We start from the raw sequence: 20,781 nt of genomic DNA, 5'->3' as shown, positions 1-20,781 counted from the left end.
CCGATGGCGCGCCGCGTTCACGCGTCGCCGCCCGCCTTGCGCACGATCAGCCGGTGCACGCGCTTGCCGGACGACGCGCTGACGACCTCGTGTTCGTCGATCACATGCACGCCGGCGCCCAGCGCCGCATGCATCCGCGCCGAGTCGAGCGGCGTATAGAGGCGGCCGCGCTCGTCGCGCAACACGCCGTTTCCGGCCACCCGCCAGCTCAGGTACAACGTGCCGCCCGGCATCAGCAGCTCGGCCAGCCGCGCGGCGGCCGCCGCTGCGCCCGCCTGTTCGAGATGCATGACGACCGTTTCGCACAGCACGTTGCGAAACGCGCCGGACGGTACGCCGGCCAGCGCCGGCAGCACGGCCAGCTCGAAAACCAGACCCGGATGGTGCCGTCGCGCCTCGTCGAGCAGCGCGGCGCTCGCATCGTAGCCGCGCACGTCGAAGCCGCGCGATGCGAGCCAGGCCGTGTCGCGCCCCGCGCCGCAGCCGACGTCGGCGGTCAGCCCCGGCGAGAAATGCTGTTCGAGCAGCGCGTACATGTCGTCGGGCGCGGCCTGATCGAGCCAGTCCTGCGCGTATTGCGCGGCATGGGCCTCGTAGGCATCGAGAGTCGGGCGATCCACCATGGCGATTGCTCCGCAAAGGCGTCGTATGACGCACTCCGCATCTTAGCCGTTACGCACGGCCCGCGCCGACGGCGGATGGTGCGACGCCGGCCTACGCGGCCCGTACATGGCCCACGCGCGGCGCCTGCGCGGACAGGTCGGCCCACAGCGCATCGCCGCGCCACGCCGGGCGCGCCGCCGCGCGTTCCGCGTCGTGGACGAGCGCGCCGAGTCGCGCATTGACCGGCGCCGGCGCACCGAAGCGCCCGGCCAGCCGCACGATTTCACCATTGATCCAGTCGACTTCGGTCGCGCGGCCCGCCGCGAGGCGGCCGCCGAGATAGCAGCCGACCGCGCCTGCGCCGAACACGCAGACCGGCCCGGCCGGCCTGTCAGACATGCGAATGCGCGCCGCCGTGCACCGGGCCCGCGCGCCGCTCGACTTCGCGGCGCACGTCGCCGCGCAGCCCCGCGAAGAACGCGACCTCGGCGACGACGAACAGCGGCCCGACGATCAGGCCGACCAGATCGTCGACGAACGCGGGTTTGCGGCCTTCGAACCAATGCCCGACGAACTGCACGATCCAGCCGACCACGAACGCGCCGACGCCGATCGCGAGCCATTGCGCGGTCGGCAGCAGCGCCAGCGCTTGCGCGGCCCACAGGCCGAGCGCGAGCAGCACGGTCATCACGATCCCGAACCGCAGGTCCAGACGCAGGTAGAACGCCGCGGACACGACGGCGAGCAGCAGCGCCGGCGACAACGCAATGCCGGCCAGCGCGCCGATCGCCGGCCGCGACAGCAGCACCTCGACCGCGAACACGATCATCGGGATGCCGACCAGATGCGTCGCGATGTTGCGCGCGTCGCGATGGTAGGCCGCATACTGGGAAAGATGGTCTTCGAGGGTTTTCATGGCGTCTCCTGATCGGCTATCGAGCGCTATGATGCGCGTCACGCCCGAGAACCTCTGTCAGCTACCCGACATCGCGTGCCCATGCCTTCCTCGCTCGCCCCGTACCTGCCGCAGATCGAAGCGAACCCGTGGTTCGCCGCGCTGCCCCCCGCGCTGCGCGCCGAACTGATCGCCCGCGCGACGCTGCGCCGTCTGCCGTCCGGCCACGCGCTGTTCCGGCGCGGCGACCCGCCGTGCGGGCTGTACGCGGTGCTGGCCGGTTCACTCACGATAGGTGCGGTCGATCCGCAGGGCAAGGAAACGCTGCTGACGGTGGCCGAGCCGATCACGTGGTTCGGCGAGATCGCGTTGTTCGACGGCCAGCCGCGCACGCACGACGCCATCGCGCTCGACGACGCGCTGCTGCTGCACGTGCCGCAGGCCGCGCTGCTCGCGATCCTCGATACGACGCCGCAGTACTGGCGGCAGTTCGCGCTGCTGATGGCGCAAAAGCTGCGCCTGAGCTTCCTGACCGTCGAGTCGATGAGCGTGATGCCGGCCGCGCAACGGCTCGCCGCGCGACTGCTGATGATCGCCGAAGGCTACGGCGGCATCAGCGCCGGGCGCACGCACGTCCGGCTGTCGCAGGAAACGCTCGCGTCGATGCTGTCGCTGACGCGGCAGACCACCAACCAGTTGCTGAAGGCGCTGCAGGCCGACGGCGTCGTGCGGCTGCACGTCGGCGAGATCGAGCTCGTGGACATCGACGCGTTGCGCCGCGCGAGCGGGCTCGGCGACGGCACGTACTGAACGCCGCACGACGGCCTCGATCAGCCTCCATCGGCCTCGATGCGCTGCCCGCGGCCGCCGAGTTGCGCTATCGTGGCGGCTCGTTCCGTCCGCCGCCCGCACCGCCTTGAACACGTCGACCCTCCCCGCCCCCGCCCGCCATCCGTGGCCCGTATTCGTCGCGTTCCTGCGGCTCGGCCTCACGTCGTTCGGCGGGCCGGTCGCGCATCTCGGCTACTTTCGCGCGGAATTCGTCACGCGGCGCGGCTGGCTCACTGAGCGCACTTATGCGGATCTCGTCGGGCTGTGCCAGTTCCTGCCGGGTCCGGCGAGCAGCCAGGTCGGGATGGCGATCGGTCTCGCGCGTGCCGGCTATGCCGGCATGTTCGCCGCGTGGCTCGGTTTCACGCTGCCGTCGGCGCTGCTGATGATGCTGTTCGCGCTCGGCGTTCACGCGTCGGGCGCGCCGATCGAAGCCGGTGCGCTGCACGGGCTGCGCATCGTGTCGGTCGCGGTGATCGTGCAAGCGGTGTGGGGCATGGCGCGTACGCTGTGCCCGGACGCGCGACGCGTCACGCTGATGGCCGCGGCCGCGTGCGTCGCGCTGCTCGCGCCGGCCGCCTGGACGCAGATCGCGGTGATCGTCGTGGCGGGAGCGGCCGGGCTCGTGCTGCTGCCGCAACCGGCGCGCGACGCGCATGAACCGTTGCCGCTGCACGTGTCGCCGCGGGCAGGCGTGCTGTGGCTCGCCGTGTTCGCGACGCTGCTCGTCGCACTGCCGTTCGCGGCCCGCGCGCTGCGCTCCGACACGCTCGCCGTCGTCGACGCGTTCTTCCGCACGGGTGCGCTCGTGTTCGGCGGCGGCCATGTGGTGCTGCCGCTGCTGCAGGCGGCGGTGGTCGCGCCCGGGTGGGTCGGCGATTCGGCGTTTCTCGCCGGGTATGGGGTCGCGCAGGCCGTGCCGGGGCCGTTGTTCACGTTCTCGGCATTCCTCGGTGCGTCGCTGCGCGATGCGCCGAACGGCTGGCTCGGCGGCACGATCGCACTCGTGTCGATCTTCGCGCCGTCGTTCCTGCTCATCGCCGGCACCGCGCCGTTCTGGGAGCGCCTGCGCCGCAGCGCGCGGATGCAGGCCGCGCTCGCCGGCGTGAACGCGGCCGTCGTCGGGCTGCTGCTCGCCGCACTCTATCGCCCGGTCTGGACCGACACGATCGTCGCGCCGCGCGATCTGGCCGCCGCGCTGGTCGCCTTCGTCGCGCTGGTGTTCTGGCGCGTGCCGCCGTGGGCCGTCGTGATCGCGAGCGCGGCGTTCGGCTGGCTGCTCGGCATGGCCGGCTGATCCGGCCCACGCGCCGCGTTCGGGGCGGGACAAAAAACAAAAAGCCCTCGAAACGAGGGCTTTTTTCGATGCCGCGCGCCGCGGCGGCGCGCAGGCGCCGGACTTACGCGAAGTTCTTCGCTGCGAAGTCCCAGTTCACGATGTTCCAGAACGCTTCGACGAACTTCGGACGTGCGTTGCGGTAGTCGATGTAGTACGCGTGTTCCCACACGTCGATCGTCAGCAGCGCCTTGTCGGCGGTCGTCAGCGGCGTGGCTGCGTTGCTCGTCGACACGATGTCGAGCGAACCGTCGGCCTTCTTCACGAGCCATGCCCAGCCCGAACCGAACGTGCCGACTGCGGCCTTCGTGAACGCTTCCTTGAATGCGTCGTACGAACCCCACTTCGCGTTGATCGCATCGCCCAGCGCGCCCGTCGGTGCGCCGCCGCCGTTCGGCGACAGGCTGTTCCAGAAGAACGTGTGGTTCCAGATTTGCGCGGCGTTGTTGAAGATGCCGCCCGACGACTTCTTCACGATCTCTTCCAGCGGCAGGTTTTCGAATTCCGTGCCGGGGATCAGATTGTTCAGGTTCGTCACATAAGCCTGATGATGCTTGCCGTAGTGGTACTCGATCGTCTCTTTCGAGATGGTCGGCGCGAGTGCGTCTTCAGCGTACGGGAGCGGCGGGAGCGTATGAGCCATGGCGATTCCTTCGTTGAGTATGTAGGGAGGCTTGTGTTGAATGCTGCCGAGCGTCCGATTGTAGGCGAGGACGAATATCCCCGCAAACTCGCGGGCCATTTATCCGCGGTATGCGGAAAAGCGATGCTGGCGCAACGCCCGGCAGGGCGAACCCGACGATGCGCAGTATTCGTGCCCGGCCGCGCGGCACGCGTTGCGGCGTGCCTCGCGTTTTGCTCGCACCGCTTACGTCAGATCGTATCGGTCAGCCGTGGCTGCACGTCGGCGAGCGACACGTCGGCCGAGCCTTCGGCGAGATGCACGGTCAGCCGCCGCTGCGGCTTCAGCGCATTCGGCGCGCGCACCGCGCGGCCCGTCTGCGCATCGATCAGCGCCGCATAGCCGCGCTCGAGCGTGCGCTGCGGGCTCAGCACCTCGAGCCGCGCCGCACAGGCTGACACACGCGCCGTGTCGCGTTCATGACGACGCTGCAACGCGCTCGCGAGCCGTTGCGACAGCCCCGCGAGCGCGTGGCGCGCCTGTGACGGATCGGGCCGCGCGCGCTGCCAGCGCAGCTGCGCGAGCGCGAAACGCGCACGTGCATCGCGCACCGGCCGCGCCGCGGCCGATGCCAGCCGCACCGCGAGCTGCTCGACGTGCGTGCGCTGCCGCTGCAGCCGCTCGGCCGGGCTCACGAGCCGGCGGGCGAGCCAGTCGAGCTGCTGCGCACGCTGCTCGAGCCGGCGCGCCATGCCGCGCGCAAGCGCACGCCGGCGGTCGTCGACCTCGCGCAGCAGCAGCGCGCGCTGCGGGCTCGCGAGTTCGGCCGCGCCGGTCGGCGTCGGCGCGCGCAGGTCGGCCGCGAAGTCCGCGATCGTGAAGTCGGTTTCGTGCCCGACGCCGCTCACCACCGGCAACTCGCTCGCCGCGATCGCGCGCGCCAGCGCTTCGTCGTTGAACGACCACAAATCCTCGATCGAGCCGCCGCCGCGACAGACCAGCAGCACGTCGACCTCGCGCCGCGCATTCGCGGTCGCGACGGCCGCGACGAGCTTTTCGGCGGAACCGGCGCCCTGCACGGGGGCCGGATAGACGATCACCGGAATGTGCGGCGCGCGCCGCGCGAGCGTGGTCAGCACGTCGCGCAGCGCGGCGGCCTGCAGCGACGTGACGATGCCGATCGCGCGCGGGTGCGCCGGCAACGGCCGCTTGCGCTCGGGCGCGAACAGGCCCTCGCCTTCGAGCTGCGCCTTCAGCCGCAGGAACGCCTCGTACAGACGCCCCTGCCCGGTGCGCCGCACCGCTTCGACATTGAGCTGCACTTCGCCGCGCGGCTCGTACATCGTGACGACCGCGCGCACCTCGATGCGGTCGCCTTCGCGCGGCGTGAATTCCGCGTATTGCGCACGGCCGCGGAACATCACGCAGCGCATCTGCGCCTGCTGGTCCTTGATCGAGAAATACCAGTGGCCGCTCGCGGCGCGCGTGAAATTCGACACTTCGCCGGAAATCCACAGCAGCGGAAACGAACGCTCGAGCATCGTCGAAATCGCACGATTGAGCGCCGAAACAGGAATCACTTCGTCGCCGCCGCGCGTGGCGCCGGGTGCGGAAAAAGGAGAATCGGAAAGCATGGGCGGTCGGATGAATGCTGGCGGCGTCACGATAGTCCGACATGCACGCGACGTCCAGCGCCGCCGCATTCGCCGCCGCGCACGGAAAAGGTGTCCACACTCTGGCATTCGTCCGCGTAAAACGCTCGGAAACCGCTAAAAAATCCAGACAATTCTTCGTAACGCGTTGATTTTTATAATTTTTTAAAGCTTTCAGAATGATTCCCATCCGATTCGATGCCCGCCGGACGGGCGTTTGAGGCAATCGACCAGGGAGTTTTTCACAGAGTTATCCACAGGCCGGCCCGATCCGGCCCCGCACGCCGCGGCGGCCGGTCGCGCTTGCCGCGCCCGCGTGCGGCGCGCTAGAGTGCCGCCTTCCACGGACCCCGCGGCATGCGCCGCCCAACGGAGAATCCGCCTTGACGAATCCGTCCCTCGCCGCGACGCACGACGCGCCGCGCCCGGCCCGATGAGCGCGCCCGGCGGCCCGCTCGCGCGACTCGAAGCGCGCCTGACACGCGAATGGCAGCGGCGCGGCGCGCTCGCGTGGGCGCTCACGCCGTTCGCATGCGTGTTCGGCCTGTGCGCGGCGCTGCGGCGCACCGCTTACGCGCAAGGCTGGAAGCAGCCGGTCGACGTCGGCGTGCCGGTGGTCGTGGTCGGCAACGTGACCGTCGGCGGCACCGGCAAGACGCCGACCGTGATCGCGCTCGTCGACGCGCTGCGCGCGGCCGGCTTCACGCCCGGCGTCGTGTCGCGCGGCTATGGCGCGAACGTGAAGGCGCCGACCGCCGTCACGCCGGCGTCGCACGCGGGCGCGGCCGGCGACGAACCGCTCTTGATCGCGCGCCGCACCGGCGCGCCCGTGTGGGTATGCCCGGACCGCGTCGCGGCCGCGCAGGCGCTACGCGCCGCGCATCCGGACGTCGACGTGATCGTCAGCGACGACGGCCTGCAGCATTACCGTCTCGCGCGCACCGTCGAACTCGTCGTATTCGACCACCGACTCGGCGGCAACGGCTTCCTGCTGCCGGCCGGCCCGCTGCGCGAGCCGCTGTCGCGGCACCGCGACGCGACGCTCGTCAACGATCCGTACAGCGGCGCGCTGCCGCCGTGGCCCGACACCTACGCGCTCGCGCTGACGCCCGGCGCCGCGTGGCACCTCGACCAGCCCGCGCTGCGCCGCCCGCTGTCGCAATTCGCGAACGAACGCGTGCTCGCCGCGGCCGGCATCGGCGCGCCGGAGCGCTTCTTCGCGACGCTGCGCGCGGCCGGCCTCGCGCCGGCGACCCGCGCGCTGCCCGACCATTACGCGTTCGCCGACAATCCGTTCGTCGACGACGCCGTCGATGCGATCCTGATCACCGAGAAGGATGCAGTAAAATTGGGCGCTTCCTGGCGCGACGCCCGACTGTGGGTGGTCCCCGTCGAAGCCGCGCTCGACCCTCGCCTCATTGCCCTCGTTGTGGAGAAACTCCGTGGACGCTCGCCTGCTTGAAATCATTGTGTGCCCTATCTGCAAAGGCCCGCTCCACTACGACCGTGCCGCGCAGGAGCTGATCTGCAACGCGGACAAGCTCGCCTACCCGATCCGCGACGGCATCCCGGTGATGCTCGTCGACGAAGCGCGCCAAACCGTCGAAGGCACGCCGGTCGACCCGGCCGGCCGCTGAACCGCCGCGCCGCTCGCCCGGCGCGCCGATTCGAAACCGACGGCCCGGCCCCGGCCGGGTCGCCGCACTCCGCCGGGCGACCGGCTTCCGGCGTCGCCCGCCCCGTTCTTCCCAACGCTCCCCGATGACTCACCCGCAACCCTTCATCGCCGTCATTCCCGCCCGGCTCGCGTCGACGCGGCTCCCGAACAAGCCGCTCGCCGATCTCGGCGGCAAGCCGATGGTCGTGCGTGTCGCCGAGCGCGCGCGCGAGGCGGGCGCGCAGCAGGTACTCGTCGCCTCCGACGCGCAGAGCGTGCTCGACGCGGCGCGCGATCACGGCTTCGAAGCGGTGCTCACACGCGCCGATCACCCGTCCGGCACCGACCGGCTCGCGGAAGTCGCGGCGGCCTTCGGCTGGCGCGACGACACCGTCGTCGTCAACGTACAGGGCGACGAACCGCTGATCGACCCCGTGCTCGTGCGCGACGTAGCGTCGCACCTGGCCGCGCATCCGGCGTGCGCGATCGCGACCGCGGCTCACCCGATCCACGACGCGGCCGACGTGTTCAACCCGAACGTCGTGAAGGTCGCGCTCGACGCGCAGAGCGTCGCGCTGTACTTCTCGCGCGCGCCGATTCCGTGGAGCCGCGACGCCTACCAGCCGCACTGGCCGAACGTCGCGGCCATGCCGGCACCGGCTTTCCCGGTCTATCGGCACATCGGCCTCTATGCGTATCGCGCGCGTTTTCTGCGCACCTATCCGTCGCTCGCGCAGGCGCCGATCGAACAGGCCGAGCAGCTCGAACAGCTGCGCGCGCTGTGGCACGGCGAGCGCATCGCCGTGCTGATCACCGAGTCCGCGCCCGAAGCCGGCATCGACACGCCGGCCGATCTCGCGCGCGTGCAGGCCCTTTTTCAGCCGGGTTCAAAATAACCCGTGGCATAATCAGGCGATTGTGCGAGCCGTCCGCGACCAGCGCGTCCTCGCTTGACCCCGCCCGTGGCCTTGCCGGCAGCCGCGCGTCGCCCTGGCCGACGCGCCGCATCAGACCGATCCGCCGCGCGCCGGGCAAGCCCCGCGCCCGCTGTCGCCGACGCCTTCGTGTCTCGCCACACGAATCTACATACTTGGAGATATCACCATGCGTTTGATCCTGTTGGGCGCGCCCGGCGCGGGAAAGGGCACCCAGGCAAACTTCATCAAGGAAAAATTCGGCATCCCGCAAATCTCGACGGGCGACATGCTGCGTGCCGCCGTGAAGGCCGGCACGCCGCTCGGCGTCGAGGCGAAGGGCTACATGGACGCCGGCAAGCTCGTGCCGGACGCGCTGATCATCGGCCTCGTCAAGGAACGCCTGAAGGAATCCGACTGCGCGAACGGCTATCTGTTCGACGGCTTCCCGCGCACGATCGCGCAGGCTGACGCGATGAAGGAAGCCGGTGTCGCGATCGACTACGTGCTCGAGATCGACGTCCCGTTCTCGGAAATCATCGAACGCATGAGCGGCCGCCGCACGCACCCGGCATCGGGCCGCACGTACCACGTCAAGTTCAACCCGCCGAAGGTCGAAGGCCACGACGACGTGACGGGCGAACCGCTGATCCAGCGCGACGACGACAAGGAAGAAACCGTCAAGAAGCGTCTCGAAGTGTACGAAGCGCAGACCAAGCCGCTGATCACGTACTACGGCGACTGGGCGCAGCGCGGCGAGGAGAACGGCCTGAAGGCGCCGCAATATCGCAAGATCTCGGGCCTCGGCACCGTCGACGAAATCCGCGAGCGCGCGTTTGCCGCACTGAAGTAAGCAGCGCGTCGCGCACCCGCAAGCCGCCCGTTCCGGGCGGCTTTTTTTTGCCTGCCGCGATGTGCACGATCGCGCACGTGTCGCCGCTGCGCTGTGGCACCCCGTACGATCGGGCGAACGCGCGGGTTGCGCCGGCGGCGCGATCCGGATGCGGCCGACGTCGCCGCACGCGCAAGAAAAACGCCCGCGATGCGGGCGTTTTTTTCGTGTGCCGGCAGCGGCGCGCGGGCAACTCAATCTTCGCCGTCGCGCTGCATCCGCTGCCGCAATTCGCTGACCTGCGACTCGACGACGGTCGCATCTTCCGCCTCCGGCCGCTCGCCGAGATACTGCTCGAGATCCTCGAGCGCGGGACGCAGGTAGTCGAGCCGCGCATACGCGAAGCCGCGGTCGCGCACTTCGTCGAGCTGCTCGGGCAACAGGATCACGAGCCGCTGCTGCACCGCGAGCAGCCGCTGCCAGCGTTCCGTCTGCAGGTAGATCGTCTTCAGGTTGCGCAACATCCGCGCGATGATCTCGCGGCTCGTCGCGGGCTGCAGCAGCGCGCGCAACGCGCTGTCGACCGCACCGGCCGCACGCGCGACGTACGGTTCGAGCATCTCGACCATCTCGGCTTCGGACAGCGAATGGCCGTTGGTCGGATCGATGATCAGGTCGCCGTCCGGCAGCGTCACGCGCAGCAGGAAATGGCCGGGGAACGACACGCCGCGCGCCGGCACGCCGATCTGCTCGGCGAGCTCCAGGTACAGCACCGACAGCGAGATCGGGATCCCGCGCCGCCGTTTCAGCACGGCGTTCAGGTGGCTGTTATCGGGGTCGTAGTAATCGTTGTGATTGCACGCGAAGCCGAGCTCGCGGAAGAAGAAGTCGTTCAGCGCGGCGACGCGGCCCTTCAGGTCCGTATCGTCGGCGAGCCGCCGGCGCAGCCGCGCCGCCAGCATGTCGAGTTCGGCCAGCGTACCCTGCAGGTCGAGGTCGGGATACGCGTCCTGCGCCAGCGACAGCGCGGCTTCCGTGACGGGCAGACTGTCGTCGTCCGCCACGAGCGTGCTGAAGTAGTCGAGGACGCGGGTCATTGCGGTCGTCACTTGGCGCGCCTTCTGAAGTAAGCGTATTTGAAGCCCATCACCCACAACATACCGAAATATAGTGCAGCAAACAGCACGAGGCACGCCGCCATCAGCGCAATGCGATCGAGCGGCTGCGCGCGCATCCCGGTCCAATCGAAACTGATCGCGCACCAGTGCATCAGGCCCGCGAGCACGAGCGCCGCGCCGACGAGCTGCACGAAGAAGCGCAGCCAGCCCGGCGACGGCTGGTAGATGCCGCGCTTGCGCAGCCCGAGGAACAGCAGCAGCGAGTTCAGGCATGCGCCGACGCCGATGCTCAGCGTGAGGCCGGCATGGCCGATCAGCGGCACGAACACGTAGTTCGACAGCTGCGTGACGATCAGCACGCCGACGGCGATCTTCACGGGCGTCTTGATGTCCTGCTTCGCATAGAAGCCCGGCGCGAGGATCTTGATCAGGATGATGCCGACGAGGCCGATCCCGTAGGTGGCGAGCGCGCGCGCGACCATCGTGACGGTATGCGCGTCGAACTTGCCGTAGTTGAACAGCGTCGCGGTGAGCGGCGTCGCGAAGAAGAACAGCGCGAGCGCGCTCGGCGCCGCGAGCAGGAACGTGACGCGCAGCCCCCAGTCGAGCAGCGCCGAATATTCGTGCGAATCGGCATCGACGTGCGCCTTCGACAGGCTCGGCAGCAGGATCGTGCCGAGCGCGACGCCGAGTAGCGCCGTCGGAAATTCCATCAGGCGGTCGGCGTAATTGATCCACGACACGGCGCCCTGCCCGAGGCGCGACGCGATGTTGGTGTTGATGATCAGCGACAACTGCGCGACGGAGACCGCGAACGTCGCGGGCACCATCTTCGCCAGCACACGCTTCACGCCCGGATGACGCAGCGCACGCAGCGGGTTGAGGCCGATCAGCGGCACCATGTCGATCTTCTTCAGGCCCGGCAACTGCACGAGGAACTGCAGCACGCCGCCGACGATGACTGCCCACGCGAGCGCGTAGACCGGCACCTTCAGGTGCGGCGCGACGAACACGGCCGCGGCGATGAACGCAACGTTGAGCAGCACCGGCGCGAACGCGGGCAGCGAGAAGCTCTTGTACGTGTTCAGCACGCCCGACGCGAGCGTAGTCAGCGAAATGAACACGATGTACGGGAACATGATCCGCGTCATCGTGACCGCGAGCGGAAATGCCTGGCCGTCGCCGTGCAGGCCGGACGCGACCGCGAACACGACCCACGACGCGCCGGCGATCCCGACGACCGACAGCACGGCCAGCGCCCACGCGAGCACGGTGGACATCGCGTCGACGAGCGCCTTCGTCGCATCGTGACCCTGCTGGTTCTTGAACTCGGCGAGGATCGGCACGAATGCCTGCGAGAACGCGCCTTCGGCGGACAGGCGGCGCAGCAGGTTCGGGATACGGAAGGCGACGTAGAACGCGTCGGTGTATTGACTGGCGCCGAACGCACGGGCGATCAGCGTCTCGCGGGCCAGTCCGGTCACGCGCGACAGCAGCGTGAAGCCGCTGACCGTCAGCAGGGCTCGGAATAGATTCATGGGGCGCTTATTATACGGACGTTGCGCGACCCGGCCACCGGCCGATGCCGAAAAGCGCACCCGCCGCCGGCGCCCCGCCCGGCGGGCGTTACGTCGAACTTGCCACTCGCTTGATTTTGTTGCTATAATCGCCGGTTTCTGGGCTCGTACATGCACGGCAACTGCCGTTTTCATGTCCCGGCCTCGGTTAAAATCACCGTTTTTTTATGCGCCCCTGGGCAATCGTTCTCAGGGGACGGATCGAAAAGCAGCGCTTGGCCGTCAGGCTCCAAGCTCTGGAAACAGGACAGGATAAGGAACCGTCATGGCTAACTCCGCACAAGCACGCAAGCGCGCCCGTCAGGCCGCGAAGGCAAACTCGCACAACTCGGCGCTGCGCTCGAAATTCCGTACCGCGATCAAGTCGGTTCGCAAGGCTGTCGAAGCCGGCGACCAGGCAAAGGCTGCCGAGCTGTTCAAGGCTGCCGTGAAGACGATCGACACGATCGCCGACAAGAAGATCGTTCACAAGAACAAGGCCGCTCGCAGCAAGAGCCGCCTGGCCGCAGCCGTCAAGGGTCTGCAGGCAGCAGCGTAAATCCGGTGTGCCCGCTTCGGCGGGTGCTCCTGTTTCCTGCGATCGCAAAAAAGCCCGCCTCGGCGGGCTTTTTGTTGCCTGTCGCCTACGCATCACGCACGGCGGCGGCATTCGTCCGGGCGGGCGCAGCACGCGCCCTCGCCCGTCGACATCACTCACTTCTTCGTGTTGTAGTCGGGCAGCTCGCACGCCTCGGTCACGACGAGGTTGTTGTCCTTCGCGAAGTTCAGCACGAAATCGAAAGCCATCGGCTCGATGTCGCGCAACCGCGAATCGAGGATCACGCATTTCAGGTCGCCGAGCATCGTCGGGCGCACGTACAGCGAATACTTGAGACGCGCATTCGGCCCGCTCGCCCCCGGCCCGAAGCAGGCCATCACACCGGCCAGGCGTTCCGACCAGTCGCTCGGGCGAAACTTTTTCCCGTCTTTCGTGATGCCCTGGATGAAAAATTCGGTCGGAGGGGTTTCAGCCATGTGGTTACCCAAGTGACGGCCCGGCGATGCCCAGGCAACGGCGCCTGGGTACGCGAACACAAAGCTGGAGGGTCGGCGGCACGAGCCGATCGATATCCCGAAAACGGGGCGTCGAGGCGCGCCGCCGGTGGACTGCACCGGATGTGTGCAGCGCACGGCTTGTGTCCGGCAGAGCGCGAAAAGCCTTGCCTGCCGGGCTGGAGAAAACTTTCGAATTATACCGCAGCGCGCCATCGCGCGTCGTCCCGACACCCCCGCTCCCACGCCGCCGGTCGTGCACGGCGATTCAGCGCCGCGTCGCGCCACGGCTCGTCAAAGCACGGAAAATCCTTTATGCTGCTTTGAGTTATCCACACCCGACGGCGGCGCCGTCCGGCCTCGCTGCCGGGTGAGACCCGCCGTATTTCGTTTCATGACCGCCAAAACCATTCGTCACTACCTGCAGTTCAAGGATTTCTCGCTGGAAGACTACGAGTACGTGCTCGAACGCACGGGTATCCTGAAGCGCAAGTTCAAGAACTACGAGACCTACCACCCGCTGCACGACCGCACGCTCGCGATGATCTTCGAGAAGAGCTCGACGCGCACGCGCCTGTCGTTCGAGGCCGGGATCTTCCAGCTCGGCGGCCACGCCGTCTTCATGAGCACGCGCGACACGCAGCTCGGCCGCGGCGAACCCGTCGAGGATTCCGCGCAGGTCATCTCGCGAATGGTCGACATCATCATGATCCGCACGTTCGAGCAGGACGTGATCACACGCTTCGCGCAGAACTCCCGCGTGCCGGTGATCAACGGCCTGACCAACGAATACCACCCGTGCCAGGTGCTCGCCGACATCTTCACGTACTACGAACACCGCGGCCCGATCGCCGGCAAGACCGTCGCGTGGGTCGGCGACGCGAACAACATGCTGTACACGTGGATCGAAGCCGCGCAGATCCTCGGCTTCAAGCTACGCCTGTCGACGCCGCCCGGCTATGCGCTCGACATGAAGCTCGTGTCGCCCGACAGCGCGCCGTTCTACGAAGTGTTCGACGATCCGAACGAGGCGTGCAAGGGCGCCGATCTCGTGACGACCGACGTATGGACGAGCATGGGTTTCGAGGCCGAGAACGAGGCGCGCAAGCAGGCATTCGCCGACTGGTGCGTCGACGAGGAAATGATGGGCCATGCGAATCCGGATGCTCTCTTCATGCACTGCCTGCCCGCGCACCGCGGCGAGGAAGTGACAGCCGGCGTGATCGACGGCCCGCAGAGCGTCGTGTGGGACGAAGCGGAAAACCGCCTGCACGTGCAGAAGGCGCTGATGGAGTTCCTGCTGCTCGGCCGCCTCAAGCACTGACGCGCCGCAACGCACACGCGTAAAAAAAGCGCCGGTCGACGATCGGCGCTTTTCGTTTGGATGCGCCAAAACCGGCGCACGCACTGCGTTACAGGCAGACCGGCTCCGCCTCCAGCTCGACGCCGAACCGCGCGCGCACGTCGGCCTGGATCGCCCGCGCCAGCGCAAGCACGTCGGCGCCGGTCGCGCCGCCGCGATTGACGAGCACGAGCGCCTGGCGGTCGTGCACGGCCGCCGCCCCGAGCGCGCGACCCTTCCAGCCGCAGCGGTCGATCAGCCAGCCGGCAGCGAGCTTCACGTGCCCGTCCGGCTGCGGATACGACACGATCTCCGGCGCGCGAGCGCGCAATGCATCGAACTGCGCGGCGTCGATCACCGGATTCTTGAAGAAACTGCCCGCATTGCCGAGCACCAGCGGGTCGGGCAGCTTCGCGCGGCGGATCGCGACGACCGCGTCGAACACGTCGCGCGGCGTCGCCGCATCGGGCGCGATGCCGCGCGCGTCGAGTTCGCGCGTGACGTCCGCGTAGCCGAGCCGCGGCGCCCATTGCTTCGGCAGCCGGAACGTCACCGCGACGATCGCGAACCGGCCGCGCCCTTCCCGCTTGAAGAAACTGTCGCGATAGCCGAACGCGCAGCGCGCGGCGTCGAAACGCTCGCGACGCCCCGTCGCCAGCTCGACCGCGACCAGGGAATCGAAATACGCCTTCATCTCCAGGCCGTACGCGCCAATGTTCTGGATCGGCGCGGCGCCGACGGTGCCCGGGATCAGCGCGAGATTCTCGAGGCCCGGCATCCCGCGCTCGAGCGTCCACGCGACGAACGCGTGCCAGTTCTCGCCGCCGCCGGCCTCGACGTACCACGCATCGTCGTCCTCGCGCACGACGCCGCGGCCCGCGATCTCGTCGAGCAGCACGACGCCGTCGAAATCGCGCGTGAACACGATATTGCTGCCGCCGCCGAGCACGAGCTGCGGCAGGTTCGCGACCCGCGGGTCGCGATGCAGCGCCTCGAACTGGGCCGCCCGGGTGATGCGCGCGGCGAAACGCGCGCGCGCGGCGATGCCGAACGTGTTGTGCGCGGCGAGCGGATGGTCGGGAAGCAGCGACAGGGCGGAATCGTCAGGAGGCATCGGCATTCGCGGTCACGTCGGCCCGGGCGGCGCATGGCCGGCCTTGGGCAAACGGAGGGGCATCGGTAAAATGGCAAACAGTCCGCAATTATAGCGAGTGCCCGCGCGCGAGCCGGGCGCCCGCATCTCAAGGGAGAATGCCATGCCATCGTTCGACGTCGTTTCCGAAGCGAACATGATCGAAGTGAAGAACGCCATCGAGCAGTCGAACAAGGAAATCTCGACGCGCTTCGACTTCAAGGGCTCCGACGCACGCGTCGAGCAGAAGGAACGCGAGCTGACGCTGTTCGCCGACGACGATTTCAAGCTCGGCCAGGTCAAGGACGTGCTGATCGGCAAGCTGGCCAAGCGCAACGTCGACGTGCGCTTCCTCGACTACGGCAAGGTCGAGAAGATCGGCGGCGACAAGGTCAAGCAGATCGTCACCGTGAAGAAAGGCGTGACGGGCGACCTCGCGAAGAAGATCGTGCGCCTCGTGAAGGACAGCAAGATCAAGGTTCAGGCGAGCATCCAGGGCGACGCGGTGCGCATCTCGGGCGCGAAGCGCGACGACCTGCAAAGCACGATCGCGATGCTGCGCAAGGACGTGACCGACACGCCGCTCGACTTCAACAACTTCCGCGACTGACCGGCCGCCGGCCCGTCACGTCGTCCGGCCGGGCCCCGCATACGCGGCGCGCCCGGCGCGCGGCAAGCGCCGCGCCTTCTCAGGCTTTCCCGCCGTCGTGCGCGCCGCCGTCCGCGGCCGCCTTCTTCTTGTCGCCGATCCGGCTCTCCTGTCCCGCGAGCAGCTTCGAAATGTTGCCGCGGTGGCGCCACACGAGCAGCACGCTCATCGCGAGCACGGCCCAGGCGATCGGGTTGTGGCCCGGCATGCCGAACTGGAACACGTCGAACACCGGCGCGAACACGGCCGCCACCAGTGCCGCGAGCGACGAATAGCGGAAGAAGAACGCGACGATCAGCCAGGTCAACGCGGTCGCGAGCCCGAGCACCGGGTGCACGGCGAGCAGCACGCCGGCCGCGGTCGCGACGCCCTTGCCGCCCTGGAAGCGGAAGAACACCGGGTACAGGTGGCCGAGGAACACGGCAATCGCGACCCACGCGACCGCGACGTCGGGCAGGCCGAAGCGCCGGGCGAGCCAGACGGCGATCCAGCCCTTGAACGCGTCGCCGACGAGCGTCAGGATCGCGGCCTTCTTGTTGCCGCTGCGCAGCACGTTGGTCGCGCCGGGATTCTTCGATCCATACGAACGCGGGTCGGCCAGGCCCATCACGGAACTGACGACGACGGCGAACGACACCGAACCGATCAGGTAGGCAACGAGGGCGGCGAGCAGGGTCTGCATGCGGGGAACTCTTCTTTCAACGTATCGGGAAAGGGACGGCGGTGCACGGCAAGCCGGCAAGCCGAAACGGCGCCCATTCTACCGAACGGGCGCGGACTGCCACGAAGGTGAAACCCTCAGTCGACGCTCGCGCACTGCACGGGCTGCGCACGGAGCAGCGACGTGAGCACCGCCGGCGCGAGGCTGACGAGGTAGCCGCGCCGGCCGCCGTTCAGGTAGATCGTCGGCAATTCGAGGATCGTCGCCTCGACGTAGACGGGCATCGCCTTGCGTGTGCCGAACGGCGACGTGCCGCCGACGAGATAGCCCGAATGGCGGTTCGCGACCTCGGGCTTGCACGGCTCGACCCGCTTCGCGCCGATCTGCCGCGCGAGATTCTTCGTCGACACGGTGCGGTCGCCGTGCATCAGTACGATCAACGGCTTCGCGTGTTCGTCTTCCATCACGAGCGTCTTCACGACGCTATGCTCGTCGACGCCGAGCTGGCGCGCCGATTCGCCGGTGCCGCCGTGCTCGACGTATTCGTACGGATGCTCGCCGAATGCGACGCCGTGGCGGCGCAGCAACTGGGTCGCGGGGGTTTCGGACACGTGTCTGGATTTGCTCATGGCGGCATTTTAATGGCGAATGATCGGCGCGCGCGCAATGGCATGCCCGCGCCGACGGTATACTCGCGGCCCGGTTTTTCCGCCGGGTGGCCCGCCGCCTCTTGACGACGATTGCACGCGTCATCGTTGCGGACATCGCGAAGCGCTATTGCCCGATTGGCCGATTGTGGCGCGCGCGCCGTCGTGGCACGATCGTTCGCAAATATCGTCGGCCGCCGCCTGCCCCTCTTCTGGAGACGTCATGTCCTCGCCTCGCCGTTCATCCGAATCGCTCGACGTCGATGCGCTGCTCGCCGCGCTGCCGCGTCGCATCGCCGACGTGCCCGCCCATCGGGCCGCGCAATCGCCTGCGCATCCGGCGCTGATCGAAGATGCGCGCCGCCTGTCGTACGGCGAGCTGGCACGGGCCATCGAAGCGGCGGCAGCACAGCTGGCGAGCCTGGGCGTGCAAGGTGGCGACCGCGTGATGATCGTCGCGGAAAACTGCGTCGCGCAGATCGTGCTGCTGTTCGCGGCCGCCCGCCTCGACGCCTGGGCGCTCCTGTCGAACGCGCGACTGTCGGCCGCCGAGCTCGACGCGATCGCCGCGCATGCGCACCCGAAGCTGATTGCATTCACGACAGATGTATCCCCCGATGCGCGCACCCATGCCGAGCGGCTCGGCGCAACACCCGCCGGCGCACTGCCGGTCGACATCGGCACGTGGTCGTATCGGGTCGATGCGGGCGCGCCCGCCGAACCGGTGGCCGCCGACGGCGCCGAGCAATGCGCGGCGCTGATCTACACGACGGGCACGACCGGTACGCCGAAGGGCGTGATGCTGTCGCACCGCAACCTGTTGTTCATCGCGGCGACATCGAGCACGCTGCGCCGCGTGTCGCCCGACGACGTCGCCTACACGGTGCTGCCCGTGTCCCACGTGTACGGGCTCGCGTCGGTGTGCCTGGGCAGCCTGTACGCGGGCGCGACGCTGCGGCTCGCGCCGCGCTTCTCGCCGGAAGCCGTCCGCGTCGCGCTCGCCGACGAAGGCGTCACGATCTTCCAGGGCGTGCCCGCGATGCACGCGAAGCTGCTCGAACACCTGCACACGCACGGCCACGCATGGCGCGCGCCGCGGCTGCGCTTCGCGTATTCGGGTGGCTCGCCGCTCGATGCGAACCTGAAGGCGCGCGTCGAGCGCCTGTACGGCGTGCCGCTGCACAACGGCTACGGGATGACCGAAAGCAGCCCGACGATCACGCAGACGCCGCTCGACGCGCCGCGCACGGACAGTTCGGTCGGCGTGCCGATTCCGGGCGTCGACATGCGGATCGTCGCGCCGGACGGCACCGACGTGCCGCCCGGCGAAGTCGGCGAGATCCGCGTGCGCGGGCCGAACGTGATGCTCGGCTACTACCGCGACGCGGACGCGACGCGCGCGGCCGTGTCGCCGGACGGCTGGCTGAGCACCGGCGATCTCGCGCGGCAGGACGCGGACGGCGCGGTGACGATCGCGGGCCGCAGCAAGGAACTGATCATCCGCTCGGGCTTCAACGTGTATCCGGTCGAGGTCGAACAGGTGCTGAACGCGCATCCGGACGTCGTGCAGGCGGCCGTGATCGGCCGCGCGATCGAAGGCAACGAGGAAGTGCTCGCGTTCGTCGAGCTGGTGCCGGGCGCGACGGCGGACGAGGCGGCATTGCACGCGTGGTGCGCGGATCGGCTCGCGGCTTACAAACGCCCTGCGCATATCCGCGTGCTCGCTGCCCTGCCGGCCGCGTCGACCGGCAAGGTGCTCAAGCACCGGCTGCGCGAACTGATCTGACGCGGCCGCCGCACACGCGTGAGCCCGCATCGGCGCGTGCGGCGCCGCATGCTCGGGCGCGCGTCAGCCGCGCGGGTGGTGCTGCGCGTGCAGCGTCTTGAGCCGCTCGCGCGCGACGTGCGTATAGATCTGCGTGGTCGAGATGTCGCTGTGGCCGAGCAGCAGCTGCACGACGCGCAGGTCGGCGCCGTGGTTCAGCAGGTGCGTCGCGAACGCATGCCGCAGCGTGTGCGGCGACAGGTGCGCGCGCACGTCGGCCTGCTGCGCGTGCCGCTTGATGATGTTCCAGAACTGCTGGCGCGTCATCCCGTCGCCGCGAGCGGTCACGAACAGCGCGTCGGCCGCGCGCGCGCCGAGCAGCGCCGGCCGCGCGTCGCGCAGGTAGCGTTCGATCCAGCCGTGCGCGACTTCGCCGAACGGCACGAGCCGCTCCTTCGAACCCTTGCCCATCACGCGCACGACGCCTTCGTTGAGGCCGACCTCGACCGTCTTCAGCGTCACGAGCTCGCTCACGCGCAGCCCGCTCGCATACATCAGCTCGAGCATCGTGCGATCGCGCAGGCCGAGCGGCGTGCCGATGTCGGGCGCGCCGAGCAGCGCCTCGACCTGCGCCTCGGACAGCGTCGACGGAAACCGGGCCGCCTGTTTCGCGGACGTGATCCGCAGCGTCGGGTCGGCGCTCGCGCGATGCTCGCGCACGGCCCAGCCGTAATAGCGGCGGAACACCGACAGTCGCCGGTTCGACGACGTCGCCTTGCCGTCGCTGCGCGCGGCGATGTAGCCCGTCACCATCGCCTCGTCGGCCGAGTCGAGCGGCGCGTCGTGCGTCGCGGCCAGCCATTGGGAAAACAGCGCCAGGTCGCGCCGGTACGCATCGAGCGTGTTGCGCGCGAGCCCGTGTTCGAGCCACAGCGCATCGCAGAACACGTCGATCGACGCGCGGCTCGCGAGCAGCGCGGGCGACACCGCGTCGGCATCGCCGTCGGCTTCGGGGGAAATCGGCGGTTCGCTCATCGGTACGGCACGCCCTCGTGCGTCAGCAGCCAGCGCTTCACTTGCTGGTAATAACCATTGTCGTCGTGGTTCGCGAACCCGCCGAGGCCGCCCGCCGCGACGACGCGATGGCACGGAATCACGAGCGGGAAGTAGTTCGCGCCGCACGCCTGGCCGACCGCGCGCGGCGCGCTGCCGATCCGCTTCGCGACCTGGCCGTAGGTCAGCACCGTACCGGGCGGGATATCGCTGATCACGTCCCACACGCGGTGCTGGAATGCGCTGCCGACGTTGGCGAGCGGCAGGTCGAAGCGGGCGGACGCGCGCTCGAAATAACGTTCGATCTGCTCGACCGCGCGCTTCGCGAGCGCCGAATCCGGCTCGACCGACTTCATCGATTCGGGCAGATAGACGATCTCGCGCACCACCGCGGCATCGGTGCGGATGCCGACCTTGCCGAACGGCGCGTCGATGACTGCGTTGAACATTGCCTTCTCCTGAC

Annotated in this window: 22 protein-coding genes and 1 pseudogene; 10 read left to right on the top strand and 13 right to left on the bottom strand. The window is 68.7% G+C overall.

Translation table 11 applies throughout. The features are described 5' to 3' along the window. Window positions 1-17: 17 nt before the first annotated feature. The 3 genes and pseudogenes from WT24_RS25930 to WT24_RS25920 all read right to left on the bottom strand — a co-directional run bounded on the left by WT24_RS25930 (window position 18) and on the right by WT24_RS25920 (window position 1,519). On the bottom strand, window positions 18-623 hold the full coding sequence (locus WT24_RS25930; protein ID WP_060036253.1) for a bifunctional 2-polyprenyl-6-hydroxyphenol methylase/3-demethylubiquinol 3-O-methyltransferase UbiG: 606 nt from the start codon (window positions 621-623) through the stop codon (window positions 18-20). Between the two features lie 91 nt (window positions 624-714). Continuing rightward, window positions 715-930 (bottom strand): annotated as a pseudogene (locus tag WT24_RS25925) (ketopantoate reductase C-terminal domain-containing protein); the annotation flags it as partial. A gap of 64 nt (window positions 931-994) precedes the next feature. After that, window positions 995-1,519 (bottom strand): DUF962 domain-containing protein, encoded by a 525-nt coding sequence (locus tag WT24_RS25920; RefSeq protein ID WP_060036251.1) that lies wholly within the window; start codon window positions 1,517-1,519, stop codon window positions 995-997. A gap of 81 nt (window positions 1,520-1,600) precedes the next feature. On the opposite strand from WT24_RS25920, the gene WT24_RS25915 reads away from it, so the two are divergent. Next, a complete protein-coding gene (locus tag WT24_RS25915; RefSeq protein WP_059504684.1) occupies window positions 1,601-2,308 on the top strand; it encodes a Crp/Fnr family transcriptional regulator in 708 nt (235 codons plus the stop codon). A gap of 106 nt (window positions 2,309-2,414) precedes the next feature. After that, window positions 2,415-3,626: a chromate efflux transporter gene (chrA, locus tag WT24_RS25910; RefSeq protein WP_060036250.1), complete on the top strand. Its 1,212-nt coding sequence runs from the start codon at window positions 2,415-2,417 to the stop codon at window positions 3,624-3,626. A gap of 103 nt (window positions 3,627-3,729) precedes the next feature. Here the strand turns inward: chrA and sodB are convergent, their stop codons facing one another. Next, window positions 3,730-4,308: a superoxide dismutase [Fe] gene (gene sodB, locus WT24_RS25905; RefSeq protein WP_006489396.1), complete on the bottom strand. Its 579-nt coding sequence runs from the start codon at window positions 4,306-4,308 to the stop codon at window positions 3,730-3,732. 230 nt (window positions 4,309-4,538) lie between these two features. Further along, entirely contained in the window at window positions 4,539-5,921 is a 1,383-nt protein-coding gene (gene xseA / locus WT24_RS25900; RefSeq protein ID WP_059795748.1) for an exodeoxyribonuclease VII large subunit, read from the bottom strand. Window positions 5,922-6,372: 451 nt separating this feature from the next. Between xseA and lpxK the strand changes: the two genes are divergently transcribed. From lpxK to adk, 4 genes are all read left to right on the top strand, one after another. After that, the gene (gene lpxK, locus WT24_RS25895) at window positions 6,373-7,401 is read left to right on the top strand and encodes a tetraacyldisaccharide 4'-kinase (protein WP_060036249.1); all 1,029 of its coding nucleotides are present in this window, start codon (window positions 6,373-6,375) and stop codon (window positions 7,399-7,401) included. Then, entirely contained in the window at window positions 7,382-7,576 is a 195-nt protein-coding gene (locus tag WT24_RS25890; protein ID WP_006482216.1) for a Trm112 family protein, read from the top strand. The genes lpxK and WT24_RS25890 overlap by 20 nt, the downstream gene beginning before the upstream one ends. 124 nt (window positions 7,577-7,700) lie before the next feature. Then, window positions 7,701-8,492 carry a 3-deoxy-manno-octulosonate cytidylyltransferase gene (kdsB, locus tag WT24_RS25885; protein ID WP_059795747.1) on the top strand — a complete coding sequence of 264 codons (792 nt, stop codon included), beginning with the start codon at window positions 7,701-7,703 and terminating at the stop codon, window positions 8,490-8,492. A 208-nt stretch (window positions 8,493-8,700) separates the two neighbouring features. Then, on the top strand, window positions 8,701-9,363 hold the full coding sequence (gene adk, locus WT24_RS25880) for an adenylate kinase (protein WP_034208216.1): 663 nt from the start codon (window positions 8,701-8,703) through the stop codon (window positions 9,361-9,363). A 233-nt stretch (window positions 9,364-9,596) separates the two neighbouring features. On the opposite strand, the gene WT24_RS25875 is transcribed toward adk, so the two are convergent. Together WT24_RS25875 and murJ are read right to left on the bottom strand one after the other, a co-directional pair. Further along, window positions 9,597-10,439, bottom strand: a complete 843-nt coding sequence (locus WT24_RS25875) for a SirB1 family protein (protein ID WP_011546044.1) — start codon at window positions 10,437-10,439, stop codon at window positions 9,597-9,599. Between the two features lie 8 nt (window positions 10,440-10,447). Further along, window positions 10,448-11,998 carry a murein biosynthesis integral membrane protein MurJ gene (gene murJ / locus WT24_RS25870; protein WP_059504672.1) on the bottom strand — a complete coding sequence of 517 codons (1,551 nt, stop codon included), beginning with the start codon at window positions 11,996-11,998 and terminating at the stop codon, window positions 10,448-10,450. Window positions 11,999-12,302: 304 nt separating this feature from the next. On the opposite strand from murJ, the gene rpsT reads away from it, so the two are divergent. Further along, a complete protein-coding gene (gene rpsT, locus WT24_RS25865; RefSeq protein ID WP_006482211.1) occupies window positions 12,303-12,575 on the top strand; it encodes a 30S ribosomal protein S20 in 273 nt (90 codons plus the stop codon). A gap of 155 nt (window positions 12,576-12,730) precedes the next feature. On the opposite strand, the gene WT24_RS25860 is transcribed toward rpsT, so the two are convergent. After that, window positions 12,731-13,051, bottom strand: coding sequence for a DUF3579 domain-containing protein (locus tag WT24_RS25860; RefSeq protein WP_011546046.1), 321 nt, complete (start codon window positions 13,049-13,051; stop codon window positions 12,731-12,733). Between the two features lie 412 nt (window positions 13,052-13,463). Between WT24_RS25860 and argF the strand changes: the two genes are divergently transcribed. Beyond that, entirely contained in the window at window positions 13,464-14,393 is a 930-nt protein-coding gene (gene argF / locus WT24_RS25855; RefSeq protein ID WP_006482207.1) for an ornithine carbamoyltransferase, read from the top strand. 88 nt (window positions 14,394-14,481) lie between these two features. On the opposite strand, the gene murB is transcribed toward argF, so the two are convergent. Then, window positions 14,482-15,531: a UDP-N-acetylmuramate dehydrogenase gene (gene murB / locus WT24_RS25850; protein WP_059504669.1), complete on the bottom strand. Its 1,050-nt coding sequence runs from the start codon at window positions 15,529-15,531 to the stop codon at window positions 14,482-14,484. Between the two features lie 136 nt (window positions 15,532-15,667). Here murB and WT24_RS25845 point away from each other — a divergent pair, with 136 nt between their 5' ends. After that, the gene (locus WT24_RS25845; protein ID WP_034208219.1) at window positions 15,668-16,153 is read left to right on the top strand and encodes a YajQ family cyclic di-GMP-binding protein; all 486 of its coding nucleotides are present in this window, start codon (window positions 15,668-15,670) and stop codon (window positions 16,151-16,153) included. A gap of 79 nt (window positions 16,154-16,232) precedes the next feature. Here the strand turns inward: WT24_RS25845 and plsY are convergent, their stop codons facing one another. Beyond that, window positions 16,233-16,874: a glycerol-3-phosphate 1-O-acyltransferase PlsY gene (plsY, locus tag WT24_RS25840; protein ID WP_060036248.1), complete on the bottom strand. Its 642-nt coding sequence runs from the start codon at window positions 16,872-16,874 to the stop codon at window positions 16,233-16,235. Between the two features lie 116 nt (window positions 16,875-16,990). After that, the gene (gene ybaK / locus WT24_RS25835; protein ID WP_059504665.1) at window positions 16,991-17,482 is read right to left on the bottom strand and encodes a Cys-tRNA(Pro) deacylase; all 492 of its coding nucleotides are present in this window, start codon (window positions 17,480-17,482) and stop codon (window positions 16,991-16,993) included. A 241-nt stretch (window positions 17,483-17,723) separates the two neighbouring features. Here ybaK and WT24_RS25830 point away from each other — a divergent pair, with 241 nt between their 5' ends. Then, window positions 17,724-19,286, top strand: coding sequence for a class I adenylate-forming enzyme family protein (locus WT24_RS25830; RefSeq protein WP_060036247.1), 1,563 nt, complete (start codon window positions 17,724-17,726; stop codon window positions 19,284-19,286). A 63-nt stretch (window positions 19,287-19,349) separates the two neighbouring features. Here the strand turns inward: WT24_RS25830 and xerD are convergent, their stop codons facing one another. Beyond that, a complete protein-coding gene (gene xerD, locus WT24_RS25825) occupies window positions 19,350-20,300 on the bottom strand; it encodes a site-specific tyrosine recombinase XerD (RefSeq protein WP_060036246.1) in 951 nt (316 codons plus the stop codon). Then, the gene (locus WT24_RS25820; protein ID WP_060036245.1) at window positions 20,297-20,767 is read right to left on the bottom strand and encodes a methylated-DNA--[protein]-cysteine S-methyltransferase; all 471 of its coding nucleotides are present in this window, start codon (window positions 20,765-20,767) and stop codon (window positions 20,297-20,299) included. Before WT24_RS25820 ends, xerD begins: the two co-directional genes overlap by 4 nt. Between the last annotated feature and the right edge of the window lie 14 nt (window positions 20,768-20,781).

This window comes from Burkholderia sp. MSMB1078WGS, assembly GCF_001528895.1.
Lineage (GTDB): Bacteria > Pseudomonadota > Gammaproteobacteria > Burkholderiales > Burkholderiaceae > Burkholderia.
The sequence above is the reverse complement of the archived record's forward strand: the minus strand, read 5'-3'. Positions and strand labels throughout refer to the sequence as shown.